Source organism: Paenibacillus taichungensis (genome assembly GCF_013359905.1).
Taxonomy (GTDB): domain Bacteria; phylum Bacillota; class Bacilli; order Paenibacillales; family Paenibacillaceae; genus Paenibacillus; species Paenibacillus taichungensis.
The window spans coordinates 196278-221688 of the sequence record NZ_JABMCC010000118.1; the positions used below are offsets into that span (position 1 = coordinate 196278).

The 25411-nt window shown below is 47.3% G+C and carries 21 protein-coding genes; 9 read left to right on the forward strand and 12 right to left on the reverse strand.

Annotation, left to right across the window (positions count from 1 at the left end; genetic code table 11):
• The first annotated feature begins 117 nt into the window (after positions 1–117).
• Positions 118–1080: a peptide-methionine (S)-S-oxide reductase MsrA gene (msrA, locus tag HP548_RS24100; protein WP_163755087.1), complete on the forward strand. Its 963-nt coding sequence runs from the start codon at positions 118–120 to the stop codon at positions 1078–1080.
• 327 nt (positions 1081–1407) lie between these two features.
• On the opposite strand, the gene HP548_RS24105 is transcribed toward msrA, so the two are convergent.
• Positions 1408–2208 (reverse strand): lipid II flippase Amj family protein, encoded by an 801-nt coding sequence (locus HP548_RS24105; RefSeq protein ID WP_175383095.1) that lies wholly within the window; start codon positions 2206–2208, stop codon positions 1408–1410.
• 230 nt (positions 2209–2438) lie between these two features.
• Here HP548_RS24105 and HP548_RS24110 point away from each other — a divergent pair, with 230 nt between their 5' ends.
• Positions 2439–2912: a DUF2188 domain-containing protein gene (locus tag HP548_RS24110; RefSeq protein WP_099858224.1), complete on the forward strand. Its 474-nt coding sequence runs from the start codon at positions 2439–2441 to the stop codon at positions 2910–2912.
• Positions 2913–3102: 190 nt separating this feature from the next.
• Here the strand turns inward: HP548_RS24110 and HP548_RS24115 are convergent, their stop codons facing one another.
• Complete coding sequence (locus HP548_RS24115) at positions 3103–3825, reverse strand: YitT family protein (RefSeq protein WP_076291835.1); 723 nt, start codon at positions 3823–3825, stop codon at positions 3103–3105.
• 850 nt (positions 3826–4675) lie between these two features.
• Here HP548_RS24115 and HP548_RS24120 point away from each other — a divergent pair.
• The 4 genes from HP548_RS24120 (at position 4676) to cysK (ending at position 7963) form a co-directional block, all read left to right on the forward strand.
• Complete coding sequence (locus HP548_RS24120; protein ID WP_175383096.1) at positions 4676–5713, forward strand: nucleotide-binding protein; 1038 nt, start codon at positions 4676–4678, stop codon at positions 5711–5713.
• Positions 5710–5943, forward strand: a complete 234-nt coding sequence (locus HP548_RS24125) for a hypothetical protein (protein ID WP_064636670.1) — start codon at positions 5710–5712, stop codon at positions 5941–5943. Before HP548_RS24120 ends, HP548_RS24125 begins: the two co-directional genes overlap by 4 nt.
• 393 nt (positions 5944–6336) lie before the next feature.
• Positions 6337–6723 (forward strand): hypothetical protein, encoded by a 387-nt coding sequence (locus HP548_RS24130; RefSeq protein ID WP_064636668.1) that lies wholly within the window; start codon positions 6337–6339, stop codon positions 6721–6723.
• Between the two features lie 280 nt (positions 6724–7003).
• Complete coding sequence (gene cysK, locus HP548_RS24135) at positions 7004–7963, forward strand: cysteine synthase A (RefSeq protein ID WP_217504811.1); 960 nt, start codon at positions 7004–7006, stop codon at positions 7961–7963.
• Between the two features lie 141 nt (positions 7964–8104).
• Here cysK and HP548_RS24140 read toward each other — a convergent pair whose 3' ends face one another.
• Positions 8105–10069: an ATP-dependent DNA helicase gene (locus HP548_RS24140; RefSeq protein ID WP_246318199.1), complete on the reverse strand. Its 1965-nt coding sequence runs from the start codon at positions 10067–10069 to the stop codon at positions 8105–8107.
• Between the two features lie 183 nt (positions 10070–10252).
• On the opposite strand from HP548_RS24140, the gene HP548_RS24145 reads away from it, so the two are divergent.
• Positions 10253–11845 (forward strand): catalase, encoded by a 1593-nt coding sequence (locus HP548_RS24145; protein WP_175383098.1) that lies wholly within the window; start codon positions 10253–10255, stop codon positions 11843–11845.
• A 468-nt stretch (positions 11846–12313) separates the two neighbouring features.
• Positions 12314–13669, forward strand: a complete 1356-nt coding sequence (locus tag HP548_RS24150; RefSeq protein ID WP_246318200.1) for a right-handed parallel beta-helix repeat-containing protein — start codon at positions 12314–12316, stop codon at positions 13667–13669.
• A gap of 214 nt (positions 13670–13883) precedes the next feature.
• Here HP548_RS24150 and HP548_RS24155 read toward each other — a convergent pair whose 3' ends face one another.
• The 9 genes from HP548_RS24155 to HP548_RS24195 form a co-directional block, all read right to left on the reverse strand.
• Complete coding sequence (locus HP548_RS24155; protein WP_099858230.1) at positions 13884–14165, reverse strand: DUF6809 family protein; 282 nt, start codon at positions 14163–14165, stop codon at positions 13884–13886.
• 227 nt (positions 14166–14392) lie between these two features.
• Entirely contained in the window at positions 14393–15133 is a 741-nt protein-coding gene (gene yaaA, locus HP548_RS24160; RefSeq protein WP_175383099.1) for a peroxide stress protein YaaA, read from the reverse strand.
• A 215-nt stretch (positions 15134–15348) separates the two neighbouring features.
• A complete protein-coding gene (locus HP548_RS24165; protein ID WP_099858232.1) occupies positions 15349–16227 on the reverse strand; it encodes a prohibitin family protein in 879 nt (292 codons plus the stop codon).
• A gap of 440 nt (positions 16228–16667) precedes the next feature.
• Positions 16668–17726 carry a cell wall hydrolase gene (locus tag HP548_RS33475; protein WP_246318201.1) on the reverse strand — a complete coding sequence of 353 codons (1059 nt, stop codon included), beginning with the start codon at positions 17724–17726 and terminating at the stop codon, positions 16668–16670.
• A 281-nt stretch (positions 17727–18007) separates the two neighbouring features.
• Positions 18008–19225, reverse strand: a complete 1218-nt coding sequence (locus tag HP548_RS24175; protein ID WP_076288250.1) for an MFS transporter — start codon at positions 19223–19225, stop codon at positions 18008–18010.
• Between the two features lie 114 nt (positions 19226–19339).
• The gene (locus HP548_RS24180; protein WP_063565626.1) at positions 19340–20155 is read right to left on the reverse strand and encodes a carbohydrate ABC transporter permease; all 816 of its coding nucleotides are present in this window, start codon (positions 20153–20155) and stop codon (positions 19340–19342) included.
• Positions 20156–20333: 178 nt separating this feature from the next.
• Positions 20334–21206, reverse strand: a complete 873-nt coding sequence (locus HP548_RS24185) for a carbohydrate ABC transporter permease (RefSeq protein WP_175383100.1) — start codon at positions 21204–21206, stop codon at positions 20334–20336.
• Positions 21207–21209: 3 nt separating this feature from the next.
• Positions 21210–22484 carry an ABC transporter substrate-binding protein gene (locus HP548_RS24190; RefSeq protein WP_175383101.1) on the reverse strand — a complete coding sequence of 425 codons (1275 nt, stop codon included), beginning with the start codon at positions 22482–22484 and terminating at the stop codon, positions 21210–21212.
• A gap of 288 nt (positions 22485–22772) precedes the next feature.
• Entirely contained in the window at positions 22773–23954 is a 1182-nt protein-coding gene (locus HP548_RS24195) for an LLM class flavin-dependent oxidoreductase (protein ID WP_175383412.1), read from the reverse strand.
• 510 nt (positions 23955–24464) lie between these two features.
• On the opposite strand from HP548_RS24195, the gene HP548_RS24200 reads away from it, so the two are divergent.
• Entirely contained in the window at positions 24465–25337 is an 873-nt protein-coding gene (locus HP548_RS24200; RefSeq protein ID WP_063565624.1) for a helix-turn-helix transcriptional regulator, read from the forward strand.
• The last annotated feature ends 74 nt before the right edge of the window (positions 25338–25411 follow it).

Sequence of the window (25411 nt, forward strand, 5' to 3'; positions counted from 1 at the left end):
CAGAAACATTTCAGACTCATCCTCTTTACGATCCTGCTTGGTTGGCTTGCCAATTCGGGATATAATAGAAGAGTAAGCCAAAATATCATTCTTCATCAGAAATGGAGTGACTATAGCATGGAACAACATACTAGTGAAAAAGCAACTTTTGCAGGCGGATGCTTCTGGTGTATGGTATCCCCCTTCGAGGAACTACCCGGTATTCATAAGATTGTATCGGGATATACAGGAGGACATACGGAGAACCCAACATATGAGGAGGTCTGCTCGGAAACGACAGGTCACGTAGAGGCCGTTCAAATTACATTCGACCCGGCCATCTTCCCATATGAGAAACTCGTTGAATTGTTCTGGCAACAGATCGATCCAACAGATACGGGTGGACAATTCCATGACCGTGGATCATCTTATCAGACAGCCATCTTCTATCATAGTGAAGAACAACGCCAGATCGCAGAGGCTTCCAAAGCAGCTTTGGCACAAAGCGGACGTTTTGACAAACCAATCTTCACACCGATTTTGCCAGCGAAAACGTTCTATGAAGCAGAGGAGCATCACCAAGGTTACCATCACAAAAACCCTGCGCACTACAAACGGTACCGTAAAGGTTCTGGACGTGAAGACTTTATCGAACGTAACTGGTCCGGCAAAGTGGATAAAGACGGCCTGAAGGAGCGTCTTACGCCGCTGCAATATGAAGTAACCCAAAACAACGCAACCGAACCAGCGTTCCATAACGAGTTCTGGGATCACCACGGTGACGGAATTTACGTGGACATCGTATCCGGCGAGCCATTGTTCAGTTCCACCGACAAATACGATTCAGGCTGCGGCTGGCCAAGCTTCACCCGTCCACTACGTGACTACAATGTGAAGGAAAAAACAGATCTCAGCCACTTCATGATTCGTACCGAAGTGAGAAGTCGTGAAGGGGATTCCCATCTGGGTCACCTGTTCAATGATGGCCCTGCCGAAGCTGGTGGAATGCGTTATTGCATCAATTCCGCAGCCCTTCGTTTTGTACCCAAAGAAGATCTTGAAAAAGAAGGATATGCCGAATACGCCGTACTTTTTAATTAAGTAATGGTCCATTGAAGTACGTATTTAAGAAGCGCTAGCGAATCGATCGCATCTTAAGAGGACAATTCACTTGGAATGCTAATTTTAACGAATTTCAGTCACGTTATTCCGGTGAAACTGCGGAACAGCCTGAGGCAGCACATGTAAAGCGATGACATAATGTCTCTACGACTCGTTAAACCGCAGACTTGAGGGACTGGAGCTATTAACTTGTGCTCCGTTCGTTAGACATTAAGTAAGACTAAAAAAGGGACTTCCCGTCATCTTCATGACGCATGGGAAGTCCCCTTTTTATTTCTCTTTTTTTGTATATAGATTGGAATTAGCTTACATCATACTCACAATCCAGCCGATCCAGTAGGCAAATGGAATCAATAACAACTGAGCCAACAATGTGCCAAATAAACGGGATACAAGCATACAACCATAGATCTGATTCATTCGATCCAGCCGGATTTCACCGCGCAGAGATTTGTCACTGAGCAACGAAATGCGAGGATCAATCAGAATGGTTAACAGAATAGTTGCTACTCCATTAATGAGTCCTGTGGATTGCGAAGCAGCTACAGCCTGCCCCGGATAAAGATACGCAGCGTACAGACTGGACAGAACTCCAGTCGTATAGATCGCTGTCACCGCTATGTTCAACGTCATTAGACGTCTGGGCATTCCATTGTGTACCAATAGCTTTGCCATTTTCCATGATGGCGGGGTAATGTAATACATCGCATTTTTGAACTTGCTGCGCTTCAGCAGACCTCGAATCATGGATGGAATCGATCCTGCCGCCTCAAAATGAACGACCATTCGGGAAGCGAGCTTAACCATCGTTGGAAAACTTAGAATAGCCAGGGCTGTTCCTATCGTAGCCGCACCCATTAGCCAGTGCAATTGCGCTGCAAAGTGTGGATTCCCTCCATTCGTTGCCGTATCCACGAGATTACCTACCATCGGCCCTTGGGCCATATTGGAGGTACGCGACACCAGCAGCAAAATTCCGGACAGGGACAAGGCCAGCGCGATTCTGCGAGTACGTAATCCTCCAAGGCGCAGCGCATAGGACAGACTGTCAGCGGCATGAATAAGCATCGTAAACAACATAGGAATGGCTAGGCTCAAACTAAACATATGTAAATCTCCTTATCTTTTTCTTTTTCCTAATGGGCTTCTATTGTAATTTCAAGTATGGAAGCATTATACTCCTCATCCACATAAAAGTATAGAAAAGGGCAGAGAAGCTAAACAGTAGAATGCACCAAAACTACAGCGTGTGCTTCAAGGTTCTCCACAATAATCGTTTATTCATCCGGGTACAGGGTAATATACAAATAACTTATATTGTACAGGAGGGAATCAATATGCCGTGGAACAAACAGGATTATCCCGTTTCCATGAAAAATCTGGAGCCTCGTGTCAGACATAAGGCCATTGAAATTGCCAATGCACTGCTGGATGACGGTTATGAGGAAGGACGCTCCATTGCGATCGCTACTGCCAAAGCGGAAGAATGGGATGAGAACCATCCCACATCGAAGCATTCGAAGCAGGGTACGAAACAACCTTCATCAGACAGCAAATCAGAACATGGAAAATCTTCATCTCCACGCCGTCATTCCGAACCTGTCTCTTCTTCCAAAAGCCATGATAATATTCATGTGGTTCCTACCGACTCTGGCTGGGCCATCAAGGAAGAAGGTCAATCCAAATCTCTGGCTACGTTCCGAACCAAAGCCGAAGCTGTGGATGCTGCCAAAGAAAAGAGTGAAAAACAGAACATTCGGGCTATTATCCATAATGAAGATGGGCAAATCGCTTCTTCCATTAAGCCTTAAGTGAATCTGTTCTAAAATAGGATATATCGTGAATGTATTACGTTAATTTTTTTACTGAAGGCAAGCAAAAAAGCCCTTTCGCCGCTAATGGAATGATTCCCATCAAGCATGCAAAAGGGCTTTGTGTTTGGTATGAGGCAAGCCCACCATACTCGAACAACATTCATTTCGAATAGGGTGGTCGTTACGTTTAATGCGAAACCCCTCTAGCCACTGGAACTCGTTGTGAAGCACCGCTGACTACTTTGGCTGCAGTCGACACGGGCAGTTTCACAGCTGAGGTCGTAACCGTCCGGCGAGCCGGGAAACTGACCATGTACGTAATCACTTTACTGGCAATCCATACGGCCAGAATGGTATATAAAGTTTCTTTTACCGGTAGAAAGAAAAGCGACAATCCGAGTACAAACGCATCGCTGACAAAGAAAACCGTTCCCAGCTTCCAGCCTTTCCAACGGCTAATGAGCACCGCCAAAATGTCATCTCCACCTGTCGCTCCTCCGAATCGTAGCACCATGCCAGCTCCCACGCCGGTAATAACACCGGATAGGACTGCCGGAATCCACAGATTACCATGAAACGGAATGACCAGGGTAGAGTACCGCTCAAACCCGTCATAGAACAATGAGAATGCGGCCACACCCAGCAGCGCCTGAATCATGAACTTCCAGCCCTTGAGGAACCAGGCCAGAATCATGACTGGAATATCCAGCAGTAGCATGCCGATTGCAGGTGATAAGCCTGTCGCGTACTTTCCAAGCAGGGCCAGACCGACAAATCCGCCCTCCGATAAATGATTCTGAAAATTAATGTGATAATAGGCAAATGCCAAAATAAATGTTCCGAGCAGCATAATGGCGAACTTTCCCGCCTCTGTCTTAACTTGTTGTAAGGTTAACGATGTTCTCTTCATTCAGGTTCCCTCGCAGTTTGTAAAGGTTGGTTTGCACCGACCGTACCCTGCAAAAGGCAAGCCTGGAAGAAATCATCGTATTTGTCCTTCGAATATTATTCATTCCAATCCCCTCTTTCGCAGAGTCAGCCGTTTTTTTTCTTTACGGTGGTGTACTCTACAAGGGGCGCTAAGTGTAAGAGAGATCGTAACGTTTCCAGATCGTCCTTGGGGAGATTATCCTTCGGGAACTCATGGTATCCTGATCCTTTCTGTCTGTTGGTGGTTAGCTATGCTTGGTTAAACGTATACTTTCCACTAATCACTTCGATTGTAGCACCCTCTTCCGATCGCTGTTATCCCCGGATTTTTTTGATTCCCTTTTTCTAAGGGAAAAATCCTGTGATAAAGGCGAACACTTCGTTTCTTCAGACGGGTCTACACTCTCCGTTACCGTGTAAAGATTTAGTTTAAACATCAAAGCTAACTTGCTTGTTCTTCTATTATATAACACCGATGTGATTGGGTCGAAACAGCAGACCCTTCAAATATGCGCAAAAAGCACACTCTGGTCTGCTTGTGCCGTCAAACAGCCACACCAGGACAAGCTTCTCTAACTAATGGTGCTACCTGCTCCTTCATTCTATGACTGAAGCTTCCAAATATAACTATCCAGTCACCCAACTGTGACAATTTGGGTCCATTTTTTATTTTTCCGCGGATTTTAAAGGAATCATTTCCCTCTTGCACATACACTATAGCAAATGTAATCGGCTTATCTTGGTCCAGCTAAACGTTTCCAGACTTACTCTGCTGTTTATGGTATAATATAACAATTGATTCCCACTACCCGTTTAAGCGAGGCGGATTGATGAAAACGTTAAAGCCAAGAATCTTTATTGGCTGCTCGCTGGAAGCGAAGCCGATTGCAGCCGCAGTACACGAAAACTTGCGTTTCTCGGCCGAAGTTACCCCTTGGTACTCCGGAGTTTTTAATCCAAGCAGTTATACCATGGACGATTTGGAAACAGAAGTGCGTACGACTGACTTTGCCATTTTTATTTTTCATCCGGATGATATATCTAAAATTCGCGGGAAGTACTATGCCTCTGTCCGTGATAATACAATGCTGGAAATGGGTTTGTTTATGGGTCGGCTAGGACGAAAGCGTATTTTTTTCATTCTCCCCGAAGATATTACGGACATCAAAGACGCTTCCAAGATCGAAGGTTTACGCATGCCTACAGACCTCCTGGGATTAAATCCACTGGTTTATGAAATTCGTTCAGACGGGAAATGGGCGCCAGCCGTCTCGGTGGCCTGTTCCAAAATCGCAAACAGCATCGAAGAACAGGGACGATGGAGCGATCCCGAAGTGGAAAAAATCATCGAGAAACATAAAAGGTCTGAGGGCGAAGCCCGATTACAGTTGCTCAAGCTGCTGCGATTCTTCAGGGAGTTACTGCGTACCCGCAAAGCAGATTCGGTTATGTTGGAGCGAATGAGCGATGCACTTCGAAGTGCATTTGTATCCCTTCCTCCATTTGCCGTGCGTGGAACTGCCATATACCGTACAGATGACAGTGGTCATATTGAACAATTATGTGGTAATGTTGGGGAACCGGGGAGAAAATATAACTTGTCCGCCAACGACGACAAACAGCCTGATGATCCGAAGCGAATTCTGGTTATTGATTCTTACCGGGAGAACAAAATCAAGATCAATCTCTACGACGACTACCTTGAGAAAGAGTATCTGCTATGCTATCCTGTAGCCAAGAGGTATGTAATCACAGTCCATATTATTGGACATATTGAAGCGGATGAGGCGATATTTCAGCAGATGGATTTGGAGAATCGTCATCTGTTCAACGCCATCAACGATTTGTTAGGAGGCGAACCGGAATGAAACCGGAAACGAAAAAAATAAGCAAGCGCTGGGGCAGCGAGAAAAAGGTACGCCTCAGTTCTGCGCCCGAATCATCACGACCGGTTCCGGAACCCAAGGAAGAAGATCGTTTCCACAAACCGGCCGTACCGCTGACTACGATTGGCCCTTCACTGAAGGGTAAAGAAAGACCTTACAAAGTGATTCTGGAAAAAGAGGCTCTTTATGAGAAGCCTCAGTATCTGGCTTAACCGCTTTATGCTCATATACAACTCTGCCGTCTGGTTCGGCAGATCATCTCTGGCCCCGCCGCCCAAGGCAGGGGCTTTTTTGTTGCAACACCTTGGCAATTCTTCATAACCTTCCCCAATCAACGAACCAAAAGCTCTTCATCTCTTCCTCTGATGCATTAAGTCGTTTTCTTATGCCCTTAGGTTTCCTGCAAAACCCAAATATTATACCTTATTTTGGAGATGGCCTGTCCCTATTTCACCGCCTACAACCTCAACATCAATCGCATACGGACTACTTCCAATATTTCTCGGTTGTATTATGTATCATCATTGCATATATTGATTATAATATAAGAACATACGTTCTGTAAATAAGAACATGTCCGAATTCAAGGTTAAGGAAGTGAAAGTATGTCATCATCCCCTTCCGCCCCATCCCCTGCGGATGAAGACCACCGATTGATTAAAAGCATGGTTGTACGCACCCTGCTGCTGGATGTGCTTGAACGGGATATTCGCACACTGGATACGTTGCAGCTCAAAATGCCAGAGGTCTACATTCTGTCTCTAACCCGCATTCAGAATGATGTACTTAAGGAAATGCTGACGCTTCGCAAACAGATGAGAACTCGTGGCGTCAAGGTTCTGGAAGAGAAACGGCAAGTTGATGGAATCGAAACCCAGTACCTGTGCAGAGGATATTTACAGCGGTTCTATATGCTGTGGACGTTCGCACGGAATGAAGTCAAAAAAGAGCTTAGTCGGCATTTGGATATGGACTTGACCCAGCCGTTATAGCTGATTCATCTGCTTAATGTACCCGTCATGGTTTAAATTCATAATTCTTAGTTCACTTAGTTCACTTACTCCTCAGACTCCTCACCCTTCTGCCTAATCGAAACAGGTTGACCCCGGAAGGCTGCGTTCATTAAGATGGAATAGACATGTCTGTACATTCCGTTCAGACTTGTAATGAAAATGGATTCCTATAAGCAACAAGCCTGCCTGCCATTAACGGCGGACAGACTTGTTCATTGGAATTGCTTTCAACGTCTTATCAATCAAGGAGTTGTACTTCATGGACTTGAATTCGCATTTAATTAAAAATCAAACACCCGCACATACAGGCATTGCCGCAGATGTTACCGAACTGATCGGCCAGACACCTGCCGTTAAACTGAACAGACTTACAGGCAGCGATTCCGCTGACGTATACGTCAAGCTGGAATACTTCAACCCAAGCGGCAGCGTCAAAGACCGTGCCGCCTATAACCTGATCGTTCAGGCTGAACGGGCAGGACTGCTGCTTCCCGGCGCAACCATTATCGAACCGACAAGCGGCAATACCGGCATCGGTCTTGCGATGAATGCTGCTGCCAAAGGATATAAGGCCATTCTGATCATGCCGGACAACATGTCCAAGGAACGCATCAACATTCTGAAAGCCTATGGTGCAGATGTCGTACTTACCCCTGCTGCGGAACGGATGCCTGGTGCGATTCGTAAGGCCAAAGAACTTCAGGCCGACATTCCGGGAAGTTTCATTCCCCAGCAATTTGAGAACCAAGCGAACCCGGATATCCACCGGATCACCACGGCTCCCGAAATTATGCAGCAGATGGAGGGCAAGCTGGACGCCTTTATCGCCACGGCGGGAACAGGCGGTACGATCACCGGAACGGGAGAAGAACTGCGTAAGCAGCTGCCGGACATTCGTATCTATGCGGTAGAGCCGAAAGGTTCACCTGTGCTGTCCGGGGGCGAGCCCGGACCCCACAAGCTCGTCGGTACAAGTCCGGGGTTCATTCCGGACATTCTGAATACCGACGTGTGGGATGCCATTATCCAGGTGTCCGATGAGGATGCACTGGATACGATGCGGCAGCTCGCTGCCCGGGAAGGGCTGCTGCTCGGCCCTTCCTCTGGCGCTTCGGTGTGGGCCTCCCTGCGCATCGCGCGGGAACTGGGGCCGGGTCACCGAGTGCTCTGCATTGCGCCCGATACCGGGGAACGGTATTTGAGCATGGGTATTTTTTAACAAAGAAAAACTCTTACACAAGTTAAAGGCTCCCCTCCAAAATGAGCGCTTGATCACAGCTGGACGTTGAATTCGCAGCGTACAAGTACTTACTCTTGAAAGGGAGCCAGTTAAGTTAAATATTCTAAATATGAATGTGAACTAGTGTGTCAGGGTTGTCCATTCTACACCTTCGGGAAGCAGAGCCGCAATGCGGTCTTTGGCTTCCTTTTTGCTGTACAACGATTCATCGAGAATCGCGGCGGTACCTGAATCACTGCTGGTCCGAATCAAACGTCCCAGACCTTGCTTCACGCGCAGCAACATGTATGGAAGATCGATCTCTTCATAAGGTGCCGCTGATGCTGTGCGTTTTGCATTAAATACAGGGTCCTGTGGTGGATACGGGAGCGACCAGATCATGACATTGGATAATGACGGTCCTGGAACGTCCAGACCTTCCCACAGATTGACGGAGCATAGCACACTTTCCTCATCCTCCTGGAAAGCGGCAATCAGGTCACTAATCTCCCGATCTCCCTCATACATAAAACGTAACCCTTGAGCCTCAGGGACATGAACGATGTCCTGCTTGAATGCACGCAGCTCCTCCATCGTACGGAACAGAATCAGGGCACGGCCCCCACTCTCCTGAAGCAGCGTCACGGCGTCACGCAACCGATTTTCGTTTTCCGGGTGACCAGGTACGGTTTCATCTGTAATCTTCATCTGCATTTTGTCTGCATAGTCATATGGAGAAGCCACTGAGAACGATACAAAATCATCTATCCCCAGACTGTCTGCCACATAACGGAATGAATTATCCACAGATAACGTTGCGGACGAGAAGACAATCGGAATGCCTGTATTAAATACACGCTCGTTCAGAATTTCCTTCACGGTACGCGGCATGATCGATAAGGTTGTCTCGTCTTCGCTCTCTTCAGCCCAGCAGATGTACCCATCTTCCTTACGGAACAACGCAAGTGCAGACTGAATCATGTCCAGATGTTCTTCCACTACACGCATCTGATAGCCATCCAGTGAGAACAATCCGCTCTCAAATACCAATTCTTCGCCGATCGCATCCAATACGCTGGTCAGTCGTTCAATCTCACGAAGCAACGGCGGTTCTACCCGCACTTCTTTCCGTTCCGATCCCGGAATCGCCACCGTATACGTATCCAGCAGCGCAAACAATCGTTCACTGCTCTCAATCGCTTCATCCACACGCTCCGCGAGGGATTCACGAATCTCCCCTTCAAGGAGACGGGTAACCAGTTCCTCGAAGATGCGGTGTTTCAATTTGTAGCTCAGTGCGTTCAGGGCCGCTTCTTCCAGCAAATGTCCTTCATCAAATACAACCGAGCTGTGATCTGGCAGCAGTGGCAATTGTCCCTCGCGTTTGCGCGCTTCATAGGTCCACACATGCTCCATGTAGTAATCATGGGAACAGATGATGATGTCCTTGGAACGACGATAGTGGTCACGCGACAGCGTCAAGCCACAGCGTTGACGTTTGGGACAAACGAAGCAATCCTGGAACGGGTCCCAGTTAATTTTGTTCCACTGGCGATCATTCAGATGTGGATACTGTTTGCGATCACCATATGGATGAAATGCCTGAAGCGTACCCGGCGTATTCACAAAATCCGGAAGGCTCTCATGCACTTCTTCAATGACAGGCGCATCCTCATCCGCAAATCTCATCGCACTTAATTTGTTCAGACAGACGTATTGGTCAGGTGACTTGCCCAGACGTGCGTCTACTTCCAAGTCCAGATGTGCAGCCAGCTTTGCAATATCTCCGCCCGGCTTCACGAGCTGTTCAATCAAGGACTCATCTGCACAGGCAATCACCGCCGGTTTCCCCGTATAACGTGCATAACAGACCGCATAGAGCAGATAGACTAATGTCTTTCCTGTTCCCACACCAGCCTCAGCCATAATGGTCTTTTTATCTCCATAGGCCCGTTCAAGCTGGTACGCCATAAAAATCTGTTCATCCCGTACCTCGAAGCCGGACTCAGGCAAAATATCGTAAAAAACATCGGCAACCCATTCCCCTAAACGGGATACAAAGGGCTCTGCCGGATCATATGCAAAAGGATAACGTTGTGTAGACAATCCTAAGTCAGCCTCCATTCTTCTATAAGTGGTGCATTTTTATCTAAAAACCGTCCATAGGGCAAAAGTTAATTATCCCACGCCATGAGGTGGGTGACAAGCTTTTTTTGCGAAATTTTATGTATAGAACCGGACCACAGGGAAAATATATACAGAAATCCAACTTAAGGAAAGGTGGTCTCTATGGATAACCATTCTTCACAACCTGATCATTCCTCAGACAAGGCACCCGAGACATTAACGGATCGGCAAGGCCATCCCATCACGGACAATCAGAATGTTCGAACCGTCGGCAGTCGAGGACCGACTACGCTGGAGAACTATCATTTTCTCGAAAAGATCACCCATTTTGACCGTGAACGCACCCCGGAAAGGGTTGTCCATGCCCGCGGAGCTGGCGCTCATGGTGTATTTCAGGCGTATGGAACGGCCGGGGATGAACCGGTATCGAAGTATACTCGCGCTCGTCTGTTTCAGGAAAAAGGCAAAGAAACGCCCGTATTCGTTCGCTTCTCTACGGTTATTCACGGTGGACATTCACCGGAGACACTTCGGGACCCGCGCGGATTTGCTGTAAAATTCTATACCGAGGACGGCAACTGGGATCTGGTGGGCAACAATCTGAAAATCTTTTTCATTCGTGACCCGCTCAAGTTTCCGGATATGGTACATGCCTTCAAGCCCGACCCGTTGACCAATGCACAGGATATGGAACGGTTTTTCGATTTCGTTTCGCTCAGTCCTGAAGCCACCCATATGATTACGTTTCTCTTCTCCCCTTGGGGAATTCCGGCCAACTATCGACAAATGCAGGGGTCGGGCGTCAATACATACAAATGGGTGAATCAGGAAGGCACTGGCGTGCTCATTAAATATCACTGGGAGCCGCTCAATCAAGGCATACGCAACCTGCTCCAGAAAGACGCCAGCGATATCCAGGGGCAGAACTTTAACCATGCCACGCTGGATCTGTATCACGCCATCGAACAAGGAGACTACCCGGAATGGGAGCTGTGCGTTCAGGTGATGGAGGACGGCGAGCATCCCGAACTGGATTTTGATCCGTTGGACCCGACCAAGCTGTGGCCGCCAGAGCAGTTTCCGTTTTTACCTGTTGGAAAAATGACGCTAAACCGTAATCCCGAGGACTATTTTAATGAAGTGGAACAGGCAGCCTTTGGCACAGGTGTACTGGTGGATGGACTGGATTTCTCGGATGACAAGCTGCTGCAAGGGCGCACCTTCTCCTACTCGGATACCCAGCGTCACCGGGTGGGTGCGAACTATCTGCAATTGCCTGTGAATGCACCAAAGAACCGGGTTGCAACGAATCAAAGCGGCGGTCAGATGCAGTATCAAGTCGATCGTGCACCGGGGCAGAATCCACATGTCAACTATGAACCTTCCTCGTTGGGTGGCTTAAAGGAAGCAACTCCACGCGGCAAGGAACATGAACCTCTTATTGAGGGTCGTCTTGTTCGTGAAAAAATTGAGCGTACCAATGACTTCGGACAAGCCGGCGATACGTACCGAGCGTTCGAGGATTGGGAGCGGGATGAGCTGATCAGCAATCTGGTCGATGCTTTAGCGACATGCAAACCGGATATCCGCGAGCGCATGATCTCCCATTTTACCCAAGCGGATGCCGATTATGGACGCCGGGTAGCGGAAGGATTATCCTCCGTCTCAACGGATGACAGCCCCACAGTTCAGCCCAAGCATGAGCCCACAGTGGAACAGGCCGCCAAGCGCAGTCATGAAGCAGATCCATATTAAGCACTGGCTGGTTTAGTTAAGGCGTATTTTAAGGTAAAGGACATGTTATATAGAAACGTATAGGTTCGTTAATTAACCCTCGGTAGCAAAGACTGCTTGCGCAGCTGCTATCGGGGGTATTTGGCGTTTCAAACTGAGCAGCCTGTGAGCTGATCACGTGAGGGCCTTCTATTTTAAATACTTATAAGGTTGATTTCGGATGATTGGAGGTATGGATCATGATGTTTGCTCGGAAAAGGGGCTCTTTCTACGTTAATTTCAGATGATCCCCTGTTAAATGAGGGACATGAACTGAGCGCAAGATTATGTGCTACTCATATGAATTTCCATTTCCGACCAGTTATTCAAGGCTTGTCAGCAGGTTGAGCCCATCTGATCAAATGATTATTGATGATAACGTTTACAACATTTACCATGAACCTGTGTCCTCTAGGACTTCATTTCCCAATTACTAAGGAGGTTTGCTTAATGAAATTATTCCCAATTACTTCTATTCATGCATCATCTCAACGTTCGCTGAAATCGAAAATGACTCACATCTGCCTAAGTGCCGCGTTCCCACTATTATTGCTCGGAGGTGGATCGGCTGGTGCGGCGGAACTGATCGATAGCGGACTGCAAAATCCCTCTGATTCTGTAGCTGCCTCCAGTACTACACTCGCTGCAGGTGATCTATATGTCGCTCCTGGCGGCTCGGCCAGCAATCCCGGAACCCTTGCGAGTCCTACATCACTGGCTAACGCGCTGACACAAATCGCACCGGGTAAAACAATATATCTGCGCGGTGGCACCTACAGCTTCTCGGAAACGGTTACGATTGAGCGAGGCAATAGTGGTACATCGGGACAACGCAAAAATCTGGTGGCGTATGGATCGGAAAAGCCTGTCTTTGATTTCTCGGCCCAAACCTTCGCCTCCACCAATCGTGGGCTGCAAATGTTCGGAGACTACTGGCTCGTCAAAGGACTTGAAGTGAAGAACGCGGGCGACAACGGTATCTTTATCGGGGGCAGCTACAACCGCCTGGAACAGATCGAAGCTCATCATAACCGGGATACTGGCATCCAGCTCGGGCGTTATGCTTCGACTGCTTCAAACAGCGAATGGCCTGCCTATAACGAGATTATTCGCTCCTATTCCCATGATAACTATGACCCGGATGACGGCGAGGATGCCGACGGTTTTGCTGCCAAATTGACGGTAGGCCCGGGCAACCTGTTCGATGGTTGTATCGCTGCCTATAATGTAGACGATGGCTGGGATCTCTATAGCAAAACAGATACAGGCGCCATCGGCGTCGTGACGATCCGCAACAGCATCTCCCATCACAACGGGCAGACTTTGGATGGTACATCCACCACCAATAGTGACGGTAACGGCTTCAAACTGGGCGGCGAGAAAATCGCAGTGAATCACATCGTGGAGAACAGCATTGCTTTTCAAAATAAAAAGCACGGCTTCACCTATAACAGCAATCCCGGTTCTATTCAGATGAAAAATAATACATCCTGGCAGAATGGTCAAAGCAACTTTGCCTTTGATGTAGGCACACACATCTTCACCAACAACCTGTCCTTCGAAGGCGGCGCCAGTGACAAAACCAGCGGAACCGACGTCAGCAGCACCAACGTCTGGTGGAAGAACAAAAAAAGCGAGAACGCCAAAGGCCTGCTCGCCAGCGCAGCTGATTTTGTCTCCCTCGTGCCTTCGGTAACCCGTGCCGCCGATGGCACCCCTGTAATGGGTAACTTCTTGAAGCTTGCCACAGGCAGTGATCTGATTGGGTCAGGTACGCCAGCTGGTACGAATATTGGTGCGCGGTAGATTAGTTAGTCAGCTGTAGTTGAAAAGTTCAGGATTAAACACAAAATCCCCTTTCCATTCCAGTCTGATTGCTGGTGATGGATTAGGGGATTTATGGTTTTTGAATGATCGGGCAGTCACAGTGCTAGTTGCTTATGTTTTTGACTTTTGTGGGCCTGGTTTTGAAAGTTGAGATCTGCCCTGCTCGCTTCTAGGTAAGGCTAATCGTTTGCGCTCATGCTCTGCACAAAACCTCGATCATCAACCTACCGCCTGTACGGAAACCTTGCTCAAACGCTGCTTCCACGTACATGGACGTGGATTGCCCGATCAAGTCTACCAATCCTTCCAATGCATCATATTCATTCTCGCTATGCTGTATCTTATAGTTCTGCATAAAATCCGAGATCCGGCGATTGATCTTCTGATACTCGGCATGCTCAGGATGAATCGACTCGTCCAACCGCAGGTTCCCGTAAAACAAATCTTCGATCAGGTTTGGCATGTTATCCTTCATAGTAAGGTCACCTCAGGAAAATTGTACATGAAGGAAAGAAGCAAGGTGAGCTTTTAGCGGGAAATCCGCTAGTACTGTTTTATAGTTTATAACTAGGTTGAATCGATGTTTAAGTTTAATCACGTTTCTAACATAAAATGATATCTTATCTTTCTATTGTAAACCTTAATAGTTGCCACAAACGTAGCGAACTTTTCAACGGTTATATTTTAATGGCTGGCTATTAATCAATATATAAATACATACGTGCTCTCATCCGACTTCTCCTCTGAAAAAACAAAATCTAACCGATCAAAGTTTCTAATATCCTCCACATCTGTAATCTTACGCTCTGCCATATACCGTACCATCTCACCTCTAGCCATTTTGGCCCGCGTTGCCTTTTCAACAAGCTTCCCATCGACCATTTGTCCGAATACACATGTAATGAACCGGGTTTCCTCGCTCAGAAAAGGCGTGATGTTTTTGCTATACTCTTTGGAAGCCAGATTCAGAATACAGTTGCTTTCCGCTTGAAGCTGATCTGCCAATTTGCTCCCCCAGAATTGATAGAGTGACTTGAAACCTGGACCTTGCAACTTGCCCTGCATCTCCAACCGATAAGGGGTAACCCCATCCAAAGGCCGTAACATGCCATAAAAACCGGATAATATGCGTAAATGCTCCTGAAGATACGCCAGTTCCTCATTTTGAAAAACACCTGGCGCCATATACTGATACTGAATACCCTCATAGGCATAGATGGCTGGGGTAAGATTTTCTTTTATATTCATATTCCGAATCCGCTCCACGTTCTGTTCGGCGATTGCATCGTTACACTTCCACATTGCTTTGAGTTCGTCATAGGTTAACTTTTGAAGCAAACTGAGTAGCTGTTCTGACTCTTTTATAAACTGCGGCATCTGCGCAATAGCCATAAGATCGGTATCGATCTTCATCTTTTTAGCTGGTGATATAATAATTCTCATCGTGCTGATCCATCCTTAATCTACCGTTGTTTTTGTCGTTATTCATTGTACAGGATTGGACAGGTGAATCCAATGTCTAGGCTTAACTAAATCCCTCATGTTTCCTTTGAAAAGACTCAAAAATGAACAAGTCAGCCCACGATTGGACTGGCTTGTTCATTAGAATTCAACAGATTAAATTGTTGAAAAAGTAAGGCGTGCATTTCAAACTGCTATTAGGGAGATACGCTCCCCGCGCCGCTATTTTGCTCTACTTTAGTAGTCGGTAATTGAATCATTGGCGTATTTGACCCACTTACATATGGAAGGGCTCCATCCCATTTCTTGATGGTTTCATATTCAACGAGTTGACTCGATAATGATTGTTGGAGCTCTTTATTGGCTTTAGCTTGACCCTCTGCTTCAATCAATAGTTTGTCTGCATTACCTTGCGCTTCCACGCGCTTACGTTCTGCTTCTTTCTTGGCGATCTCAAGTTCAGTCGTTTTACGTTCCAGTTCTTGAGAGGCTTCAACACGCTTATCGATTGCTTCCTGAGTCTTAGCATCAGGTTGAGGAACACCTACGGTAACGTTAGATACAATAAAGCCTAACTCTTTAACGTCATCAGAAAAACGTTGTTGGACATCCACTCCTGCTTCGGATGACTTCTCACCATAAACATCAATGACTGTAAACTTGGAAATACCTTTACGAGCTGCGTCACGGAAACGTGTTTTGAGATATGTATCCTCAATTTCTTGAATGCTAATTGGCCCAAATGTATTGAAAATAGAAGATACTTTACTTGGTTCTACTTGGTAGTTGTAAGCAAAATCAATTGTGATGTTTTTCCCGTCAGAAGTGGCAATCTGAATATCTCTGTATTCAACCGTTTGAATTCGGATCGGATATTTCGTTACTTTATCAAACGCTCCAACGAGTTTCCATCCTTGACTCAGTGTACTATCTTTTACGCCTCCATTGGGTGAATAAACGACCCCAACATATCCATTAGGAATTCGTGTTAAAAAGAAAGTCACCAGTAACACTCCCACAATAATAACCAAGGCAACCGTGATCGCCCCTACCCTAAAAGTCTTTGAATTTTTCATCATCATTCTCCTCTTGTTTGAATTTATTATATTTCTTCAGAATTCTACTACCTATTTTATTGAATAGCGGGATCATTAATGCCCATAGAATAAATGCTAGGATAAAGATTAAAATGATTCCCCCAATAAATGGCATATTCATCCTCCCCTCTATGGATGTAACCGAGTACAAATTTATAAATAGCAACTAATTATATCCTCCTTTATATATACTTTGTAAATTCGTATTCGGTTTCAATGATATTCAGACACCATTCCAATATCCTTCTTTGCTGTCAATTGAAAAGAGGGACATAATAATACGGAAGATTTCCCCCAATCCCCTCGCCTGCACAATCAAAATATAAAAGAAACCCCGGTAGCACGTCTGCATTCAGCAGCGTACAGCCGAGGTTCATCATTATCATTTCAAATAATACATTATTTATCTCTACTTAAACTCACCTTGTAAAATCATGCTGCCCAATCGTCAGCAACGTTGGTCTGCTCTTACTCCACAACGAAGTGGCAATTTTCGGATTATAATAATAGAGCGCTCCGTGTGTCGGGTCGGTTCCATTCAAGGCTTTACGAGCTGCCTGATAGGAAGTCTGGGTTGGCTTGGTATTAAACTGTCCATCGTCTATGGCCGTGAACTGCCCTTTTTGGAAAATTACTTTCGGAATTGATGACGGGAATGCATTTGAATGCACTCGGTTCAAGACAACCGCGCCAACAGCAACCTGTCCTTCAAAGGATTCTCCGCGTGCTTCCCCATGGATCAGCTTCGCGAGCTGGCGCAGCGTATTACCTTGGGCTGCAGCCTTCTTGTTCAGTCTGTTCAGCGTTGCCGGACCTGCAATTCCATCCGCACTCAACCCTTGAGCCTGCTGAAACTTACGGACAGCCCCTTTGGTAATAGAACCGTAATATCCGGTCAATCCAGCTTTAAAATACCCCAGTTCGCTTAGTTGCTCCTGCAATTGAAGAACATGTTCACCGCGAACGCCTTGTTCCAGCTTCTGCGCCCCGGCAGACGGAGCTGCCATCGTAAGTCCAAGAACCATCGCGAAGGCACCAAGAAGCACACTAACTCGTCCTGCTCTTTTGCCAGCCTTTCTTCCCCTGCGATGGGTGACTTTACGGCTGACGTTAATAGGTTCCATGTGGTCAGTGCTTGTGTGCAAATCATGTAGATCAAGCCTCTCATCCCCGCTATCTAATCTAAACTCTTCATCAAGGCTGTAGATATAGCTCGTCATCTTCATCTGGTTCATTTCTTTCATCTCTCTAATAGGAGTAAGATCAATCACATCATATCTCCCGTTTATCTCACTCATCCTATCGTTGCCATTATAGCTGTACATCACATTCATCCCGACATTCTCAATCACACGTATCCGTTCACACACGCTATTCTGTCCACTCATCATTTGCTTTTCATTCATTTTATTCTTCTCATTCATCATATTCTTTTCAATCATTTCACACGTCTGATCCATTTCATTACTGTTCTTCATGATTAGATTAACCTCCACTTTTCTGAATCCAGATCCCACTTTTTCCCCCTGAATCCTCACGGCCCTACATCCCGAGTGTCATTATAGGATATAGAAAAAGTAACGTCTATCGGACCGATGGCGCAGGCGAAAATCCACTCCACACACAGCAAAAAGAGGCATGAGCCCATGGTCACGCCATGGTCATGCCTCTTCTTGTATCAACCTTCTGCCGCTTATCCAGCCCGTTATAGGCGTAGGCAGGCAGACCCGCACAAAAGTTGCGTTGTATTTATTGACATTTATTCGGCCAGTTCCAGACCCTTGGTTTCCCGGCCCAGGAACAGCACAGCTGCTGCACCAATGAGGATGGTCACGAAGAAAATCGTGAAAATCAGGCTGATTGCAACCTCACGCTGAACCAGCATACCAACCATTAATGGAGCAAGCACGCCCCCAATCCGGCCTACCGATGTGGCAAGACCCACACCTGTTGAACGAACGGAAGTGGGGTACAATTCCGGACTATACGCGTATAGACCGCCCCAAGCTCCCAGATTGAAAAAGGAAAGACAGATACCTGCGGTCAGAATCGTCGCTTCCGTTGTTGCCAGTCCAAAAGCAATCGCACTTACTGCTGTCAATGTAAGATAAACGACAAGTACAAATTTGCGGCCAAACCGCTCAATGAAGTACGCCGCTGTGAAGTAACCTGGCAACTGTGCGATCGTCATAATCAGCACGTACTGGAAGCTTTTGACCAGCGTAAAGCCTTTTGCCATAACAACCGACGGCAACCAGAGGAACATACCATAATAAGAGAAAATGACGGTAAACCACAAGATCCAGAGCATCAACGTTGTGCGGCGATGCGGTGCTGACCATACGGTCGCAACCTTTTCGCGGAACGTGATTTTCTTAATCTTGGTATTGTTCTTGTAACGAGGCGGGTCCTGAATGGCACGGCGCAGATACAGCGCATAGAACGCTGGAACGGCACCAATGGCAAAAGCAATTCTCCAGCCATATTCCGGGATAACAAAGTTGGCAATGAGTGCTGATACAATCCAGCCACCTGCCCAGAAACTCTCCAGCAGTACAACTGCACGTCCACGTTCTGCCGTAGGCATCGACTCCGATACCAACGTAGATGCAACGGGCAGCTCCCCGCCAAGGCCAATACCTGCAATCAGACGCAGTACACACAATACGGCGAATCCGGTCGCCAATGCTGACAGGCCACTAGCAATCGTAAATACCAGCAGGGTCCACATCAAAATTGCCTTTCGGCCGAAACGGTCCGCAAGTGCCCCCGCAAGCAATGCACCTAGCGCCATACCGATGGAGTTGATACTCGTAAGCACCCCGACTTGTCCGGGACTGAGACTCCATTCCTTGGCGAGTGCAGCCACGATGAAGGAAATCATGCCGACTTCCATTGCATCAAACAGCCAGCTCATGCCGGCACTGAACAGCAGCTTGCGCTGCTTGGGATTCCGCAATACTTCCAGTTTGCTCATGTCTTATAGCTCCCTTGATCTCTATGTAGTCATTCTGACACTAAACCATTATTATGCAGAATGATCCAGAAATCAATGTAAAATACGCATATCCGTTGATCTTCTCCCCATACCTTACCCCTTGAGTGAACCCGCTGTCAGGCCTGCTACAAAATAACGCTGGAGCAAAATGAACAGCACGATCATCGGAATGGCTGTTACTAGCACACCGGTGAGCATCATCGGATAGTTCGTCACGTATTCCCCGCGGAACTGCATGAGTGCGAGTGGTAACGTTAGCTTGGACTTACTGCTGAGCATTAGCATCGGAATGAGCAAGTCATTCCAGACCATCACGAGCAGGAACGTGGCTGTAGCTGCCAGAGAAGGTGCAGCCAGCGGCAAAGCGATTCGTGTATAGAGCCTCCACTCGCTTGCTCCATCCATACTGCCCGCTTCCAGTATTTCCGCATTCAGCATACGCATGAAGCCCGTCAGCATAAATACGGAGACCGGCATTAACATCGCGGCTGATACTACAATGAGTCCTGTCAGACTGTCCGACCACCCGAGCGTACGCGTCAGAGAATAGATCGGCAGCATGCTCACTTGGGAAGGAACGATTAGACCTGCAACAAACAAAGCAAACACAATTTTGCCCACGCTGCCACCCCAGCGGACAATGGCATACGCAATCATGCTGCTGAGCAATAACTCAATCGCAACCGTGCCCAGCGTCACGACCAGACTGTTCCCGAAATACTGCCACATCGGCTGATTGCGAAACATGCCAGTGAGATTATCCCACGTAAACGGGTCCGGCCAGCTAAATGGACTGATGAAGAAGTTGCTGCTCGTTTTGAACGATGACACAAATACAAAGTACAGCGGCACAAGAATTAACAGGGCGTACACCAATAGGATCAGTCGATTGAACCATTTTAAAACCATAGGAACCCCCTCCCTTCTTCTTTAAGTCTTTTAGGTCTGCTCAGGCATCGTTCTCATTCAAGTTTTCTGCCCTAAAGTCATTTCAACGTAATGAAATCCAGAACTCGTTCAATAATTCGTTTAACAATTAGAATACTCACAACTCACCTATTCACAAGCATATCAATCCGTCCAATCGTTAATAGCTTACCCGGTCGGCACGCAGCGCCTTGAACTGCAATAACGTCAGCAAAGCGAGCAGAACCAGGAAAATCATCGAACCCGCAGAAGCAAGGCCAAATGAGTAGCTGCCAAAGGCAGTATGATAGATGTATGTCGTCAAAATTTCAGTAGCGTAGTTAGGGCCTCCGTCCGTCATGGTGAAAATGAGGTCAAACGCCTTGAACGATTGAATCGTCGTATAGGCCACAACAATCGTTGCCGAAGGTGCCAGCAGCGGCCAGGTCACGGTACGGAATACCTGCCATTTGCTGCCGCCATCCATACGTGCTGCTTCATACAGCTCCGCCGGAATACCTTGCAGACCTGCGATAAACACGATCATCATCTGCCCGGCATGCGCCCAGACTTGTACAGCTGCAATCGAGTAGATGGCGATCTTCGGATCACCAATCCAGTTGTGGGCCATGCTCCCCATACCTGCCTCGTTCAATCCATAGTTAATCAGCCCGATCGAAGGATCGTACATAAATGCCCAGATCAGACCCACCGATACAGAGGACAGAATCGCAGGCAGAAAATAGAGCGCCCGGAGTGCGATGCGTGTCTTGGTGTTACGTACCAGGAGCAGCGCCAGAACAAGTGAAATAAAGGTTTGCGCAATGACAACCGTTAACATGAACTCAACGTTGTTGCCAAAGGCTTTGCGAAATACGATGCTGCTGAGACTGTCCTTGTAATTATCCAGCCCTACAAATGCATACGACGGGGATACCCCGTCCCAATCCGTAAAGGAGTAGAACAGCCCCGTCAATGTAGGAAATACGAACAGTGCAACGTACAGCAGCAACCCGGGTAACAAAAACAGGGATAGCTGAATACGGTTCTTCATTGTTTATTTCCCGATATGCTGATCAATGATCGCCTGTGCCTGCTGCGCTGCTTCTTCAGGAGAAGTTCCGCTCAGTACAGCCTGAATGGAGTTGGTTACTGCTTTCTGATTATCTCCGTTCAGGATAGTGAACCGTGGCTGGAACACGGTCTTTTTGCTCGCCCAATCTCCGGCAACCTGGAGCTCAGGTGTATCGTACTTCACATCATTCACTGTTACATTCTGTCCCGTCTGGTTCGCATATTCGCCAGCCACTTCCGGATTGCTCAGGAATTCGATGAACTTCTTCGCTTCTTCGGGGTGTTTGGACTTGCTGTTCACCGCAAGCATAAATGTCGTGGTATGAACGCCTTCATACTTCGCCTGATCGGCACTCACCGTAATCGGTGCAAGCAGCTTCTGCTCCAGATTCGGGTTCTGCTGTTTGTTCTGAGCCAGCTGATAAGATCCGCTTGCCAGCATGGCTGCTTTCTCCTGGATAAAGAGTGCTCCCGCTGCCGGGTCTTTCGTTCCCAGTGCGTCCTGCTGGAAGTATCCTTTGTCGTTCAGTTCTTTGATCTGGGTTAATGTTTTCACCCAAAACTCATCCGTCAGTTTGGCCTCTCCGGCTTCCACTTTGGTAAAAATGTCGTCACTTGGTGCATTGTTCATCACCATCGTATTCATGAATTGGCCCGGACCAATATCCGCTCCAGCAAATGCAATCGGAATAATGCCGTTTTCTTTCAGCGTCTGGCAGAGTGCCAAGAAGCCTTCCCAATCCGTCGGTGGTGTCAGTCCATATTTTTCGAACAGCTTCACATTATAGATTGGATCGTTGTATACGAGTTGATAGGGAATTGCATATTGTTTGCCATCGTGCTGGCCTGCTTCAATCAGCTTTGAATTGTAGGCCGACAGAAACGATGACCCGGTCAGATCGGTGAACAATCCGGCTTTGGTGAAGGCTTCGAACTGTGCACCAGGGAAGGAAGCAAATACATCTCCAACTGAACCATCACTGATTTTGGATTGTACAGTAGATTGATATTGATCTGAAGGAAGAGTCTGCATTTCCACATGGATGTTCGGATTTTCCTTTTCAAACGCATCAATCGTCTTGTTCAATGCTTCCACATCCTCTCCACGCCAGTGCATGAAGCTGATTGTTACTTTGCCCGAACCGGAGGAATCGTCCCCTCCTGATGCCGCGTTTTCCCCGCCGCCGCAGGCAGACAGCAGGATGGACATCACCAGCATACTGACAAGGGGCAGGATATATTTTTGTTTTTTTCTCATAAAAAAAGACCTCCTGAAGGATGTTATATAAGTTAAACAATGATTTTACACTGGGCACTCCGAGTGCAGTACCATCTTCCGATCGCTGTTATCACCGAATTTCTTTGAATCATCTCTATAAATGGTTAAAATCTCGGGATAGCGTATGCTTCCGATGTAGCTTTCTTCCAGAAAGCTTTCAGGCGAGATGATGCTTACGAAGTAGCTTTCTTTCAGAAAGCTTTTAGCTCCGCTTCTTCAGATCGGTTCTGCTCTCTCCGTTAAAGTGTAAAAAAAGGGTTAACTCACTTAGTTGGTAGTAACTGAATGCTTCTTCTGTCTTGTTTTCCACTTCTCACGAATGATGGGCATAACCGTGCGTCCGAAAATTTCGGCTTCTTCCAAATGCGGGTACCCGGATAATATAAATGTGGTCACGCCCAGATCTCCATATTCCATCAATCGTTCTGCGACCTGTTCCGCTGTACCGACAATGAGGATCGCTCCGCCTGAACGAACAACGGATAACCCTGTCCACAGGTTTGGCCCTACAACGAACTGCTGTTTCTCGGACAACTCCCGCAGCTCATTCTGTCTGCGTTGGTTGGTTGCATCCGTCTCTGCGAAGGCTGCTTTGGCTTTTTCGATTGCCTCTGGTGGGACTTTGCTAATAATCTCCCAAGCCGCCGCCCATGCTTCTTCTTCCGTATCCCGGATGAGTACTTGTGCCCGCATGCCGTAACGCAACTGGCGATCTTGTCCGGTTTCCTCTTGGATCTGTTCGCGAATGACTTCAATTTCTTCGATCTGCTCCTGAATCCAGTCATGCGGCTCGCCCCACATGAGGAATGTATCTGCGTGTTCAACAGCGACCCGTTTGGCAATCGGTGAACTTCCACCCAGGTAGAACGGCGGATACGGCTTTTGCACCGTTTCAGGCATGCCTACCGGACCTTTGAAATTGTAATACTTACCATTAAACTCCGATTTGTCTTCGGATGCTTCCTGATTCGACTGAGCACCACTTCCAGCAAACTCGGTCAGATTGAGCCCGGCCGATTGTGTCCATGAACGCTTCATCACTTCCATGTACTCGCTCGCCCGTTCATAACGTTCATCATGGGCATGAGCCAGTGGATCTCCCAGTTCCTCCAAATCCCGAACCGAGCTGCCTGTCACCACATTGATCATGGCACGACCGCCAGACAGTTGATCCAGTGCCGCTCCCATTCGTGCCGCCAATACAGGGGTGACCAGACCTGGGCGAATGGCCACAAGCGGACGCAGTGTTTTCGTGTGACTCATGACAGCCGAACCCACAACCCACGCATCCAGACAGGCTCCACCTGTCGGAATCAATACAAATTCAAAACCTGCCGTCTCCGCTGTCTGCGCTACTTGAACCAAATAATCCAGGCTCGGTTCACGCTCCGGGGCAACCCCTACATATTTTCCGTCTCCTGCTGTAGGCAAAAACCAACCAAACTTCATCTCTTCCTGTTCGCTCACGCAAGTCAATCCCTTCTATAAATAAAGTCTCATGTTAAAAATAAGATCGGTGTTGTGCACATTGGCCGTTCCGGTTACGAATCGTTCTTTCGATCACTGTTATCTCCAGATTTTTTTGATTCCCTTTTCAAAGGGGAAAATCCGGAGATAAAGGTGAACGCGTTGCTTCTTCAGAATCGATTTCGTCCCCTTCACTACGTTCGCACTCGTTAAACCTTATTTTTAAAGTACGCCTAATTTCTAATCATTTTATAAGTACGTACACTCCCAAATGCCGATTAATTAACTTGGTTTAATAGGTATGGACATCATAACAATTGATTTGTCTGTGATCAATGTCATTTCGCGGTAATTTTATTTTGTCATTTTGTGGTGAATTCACAGGAATAGGTCTTCTCGATCTTGAATATTTACAAAACCCACCTGTATAATAGGTTATAAGAGAAACTTTCAGAGATTACAAACTATACTTATATTAAAGAGGTGTTCCTGATGATCGAGAGCATGAAGGAGGACCACCACGAGTTTTTGGATATTATTTTTTTTACTCCGTCTGAATTCGAGAAAGCCGGTGGAGCATGGCCGATTCGAATCGGTCGTAATATAGCCAAGAGCAATTATCATATTGGCCCTCGAACGACGCCTTTTCATTATTTAATTTTTGTTCTGGAGGGCGAGGGAACTTTCATACAGAACGGACATCGTTATTCCCTGCGTGCCCGCGATGCATTCTGCCTGTATCCACAGGTTACCCATGAGTATTGGTCCGACCCAAAGGAATCTTTGCACAAAATTTTCATTGCCTTTGATGGAAAACATGCAGCTGAACTTTTGGCACGAATCGGGCTTACTCCAGACGCGCCGCATCGTTCAGGTGTACTCACGCCGGAGACGGCAAGTGGCATGCGTGCTTTTATGGAAGAGGTTCGCAAACCTCAGGGAGGCGCAAGCGACCTGGGACGACTTACCCGTTTTCTCGGATTGTTTGACCGGATTGCCAAATCCCCTGCTACCCGAGTGCTTCAACCAGACTCTGCCACACCCTGGCTGCAAAAGGGCAAGGAGTACATGGATATTCACTTTGCCGGCGGCATTACCGTGGAAGGTGTATCTTCTCACGCTGGCGTGGATCGGACCCATTTTGCCAAACAATTCCGCAAAGCCTACGGCCTGTCTCCTGTCCAGTATATTCAACGTCTCAAAATGAATCAGGCCAAACGGCTGCTTGTTCAGACCCCGTTAACGTTAACTGAAGTAGCGCATTCGGTGGGTTACCCTGATCTGTTTTCTTTCTCCAAAGCGTTCAAAAAGCAGGTGGGTCTGCCACCCAACAGATATCGAACCGCCGAGAACAATAAAAGCTGATTTGTCGCCAGCCGCATGCTAACGAATAGCAAAAAAGGCAAGCCTCCTTGATCGGAGACTTGCCTTTTCCTCAT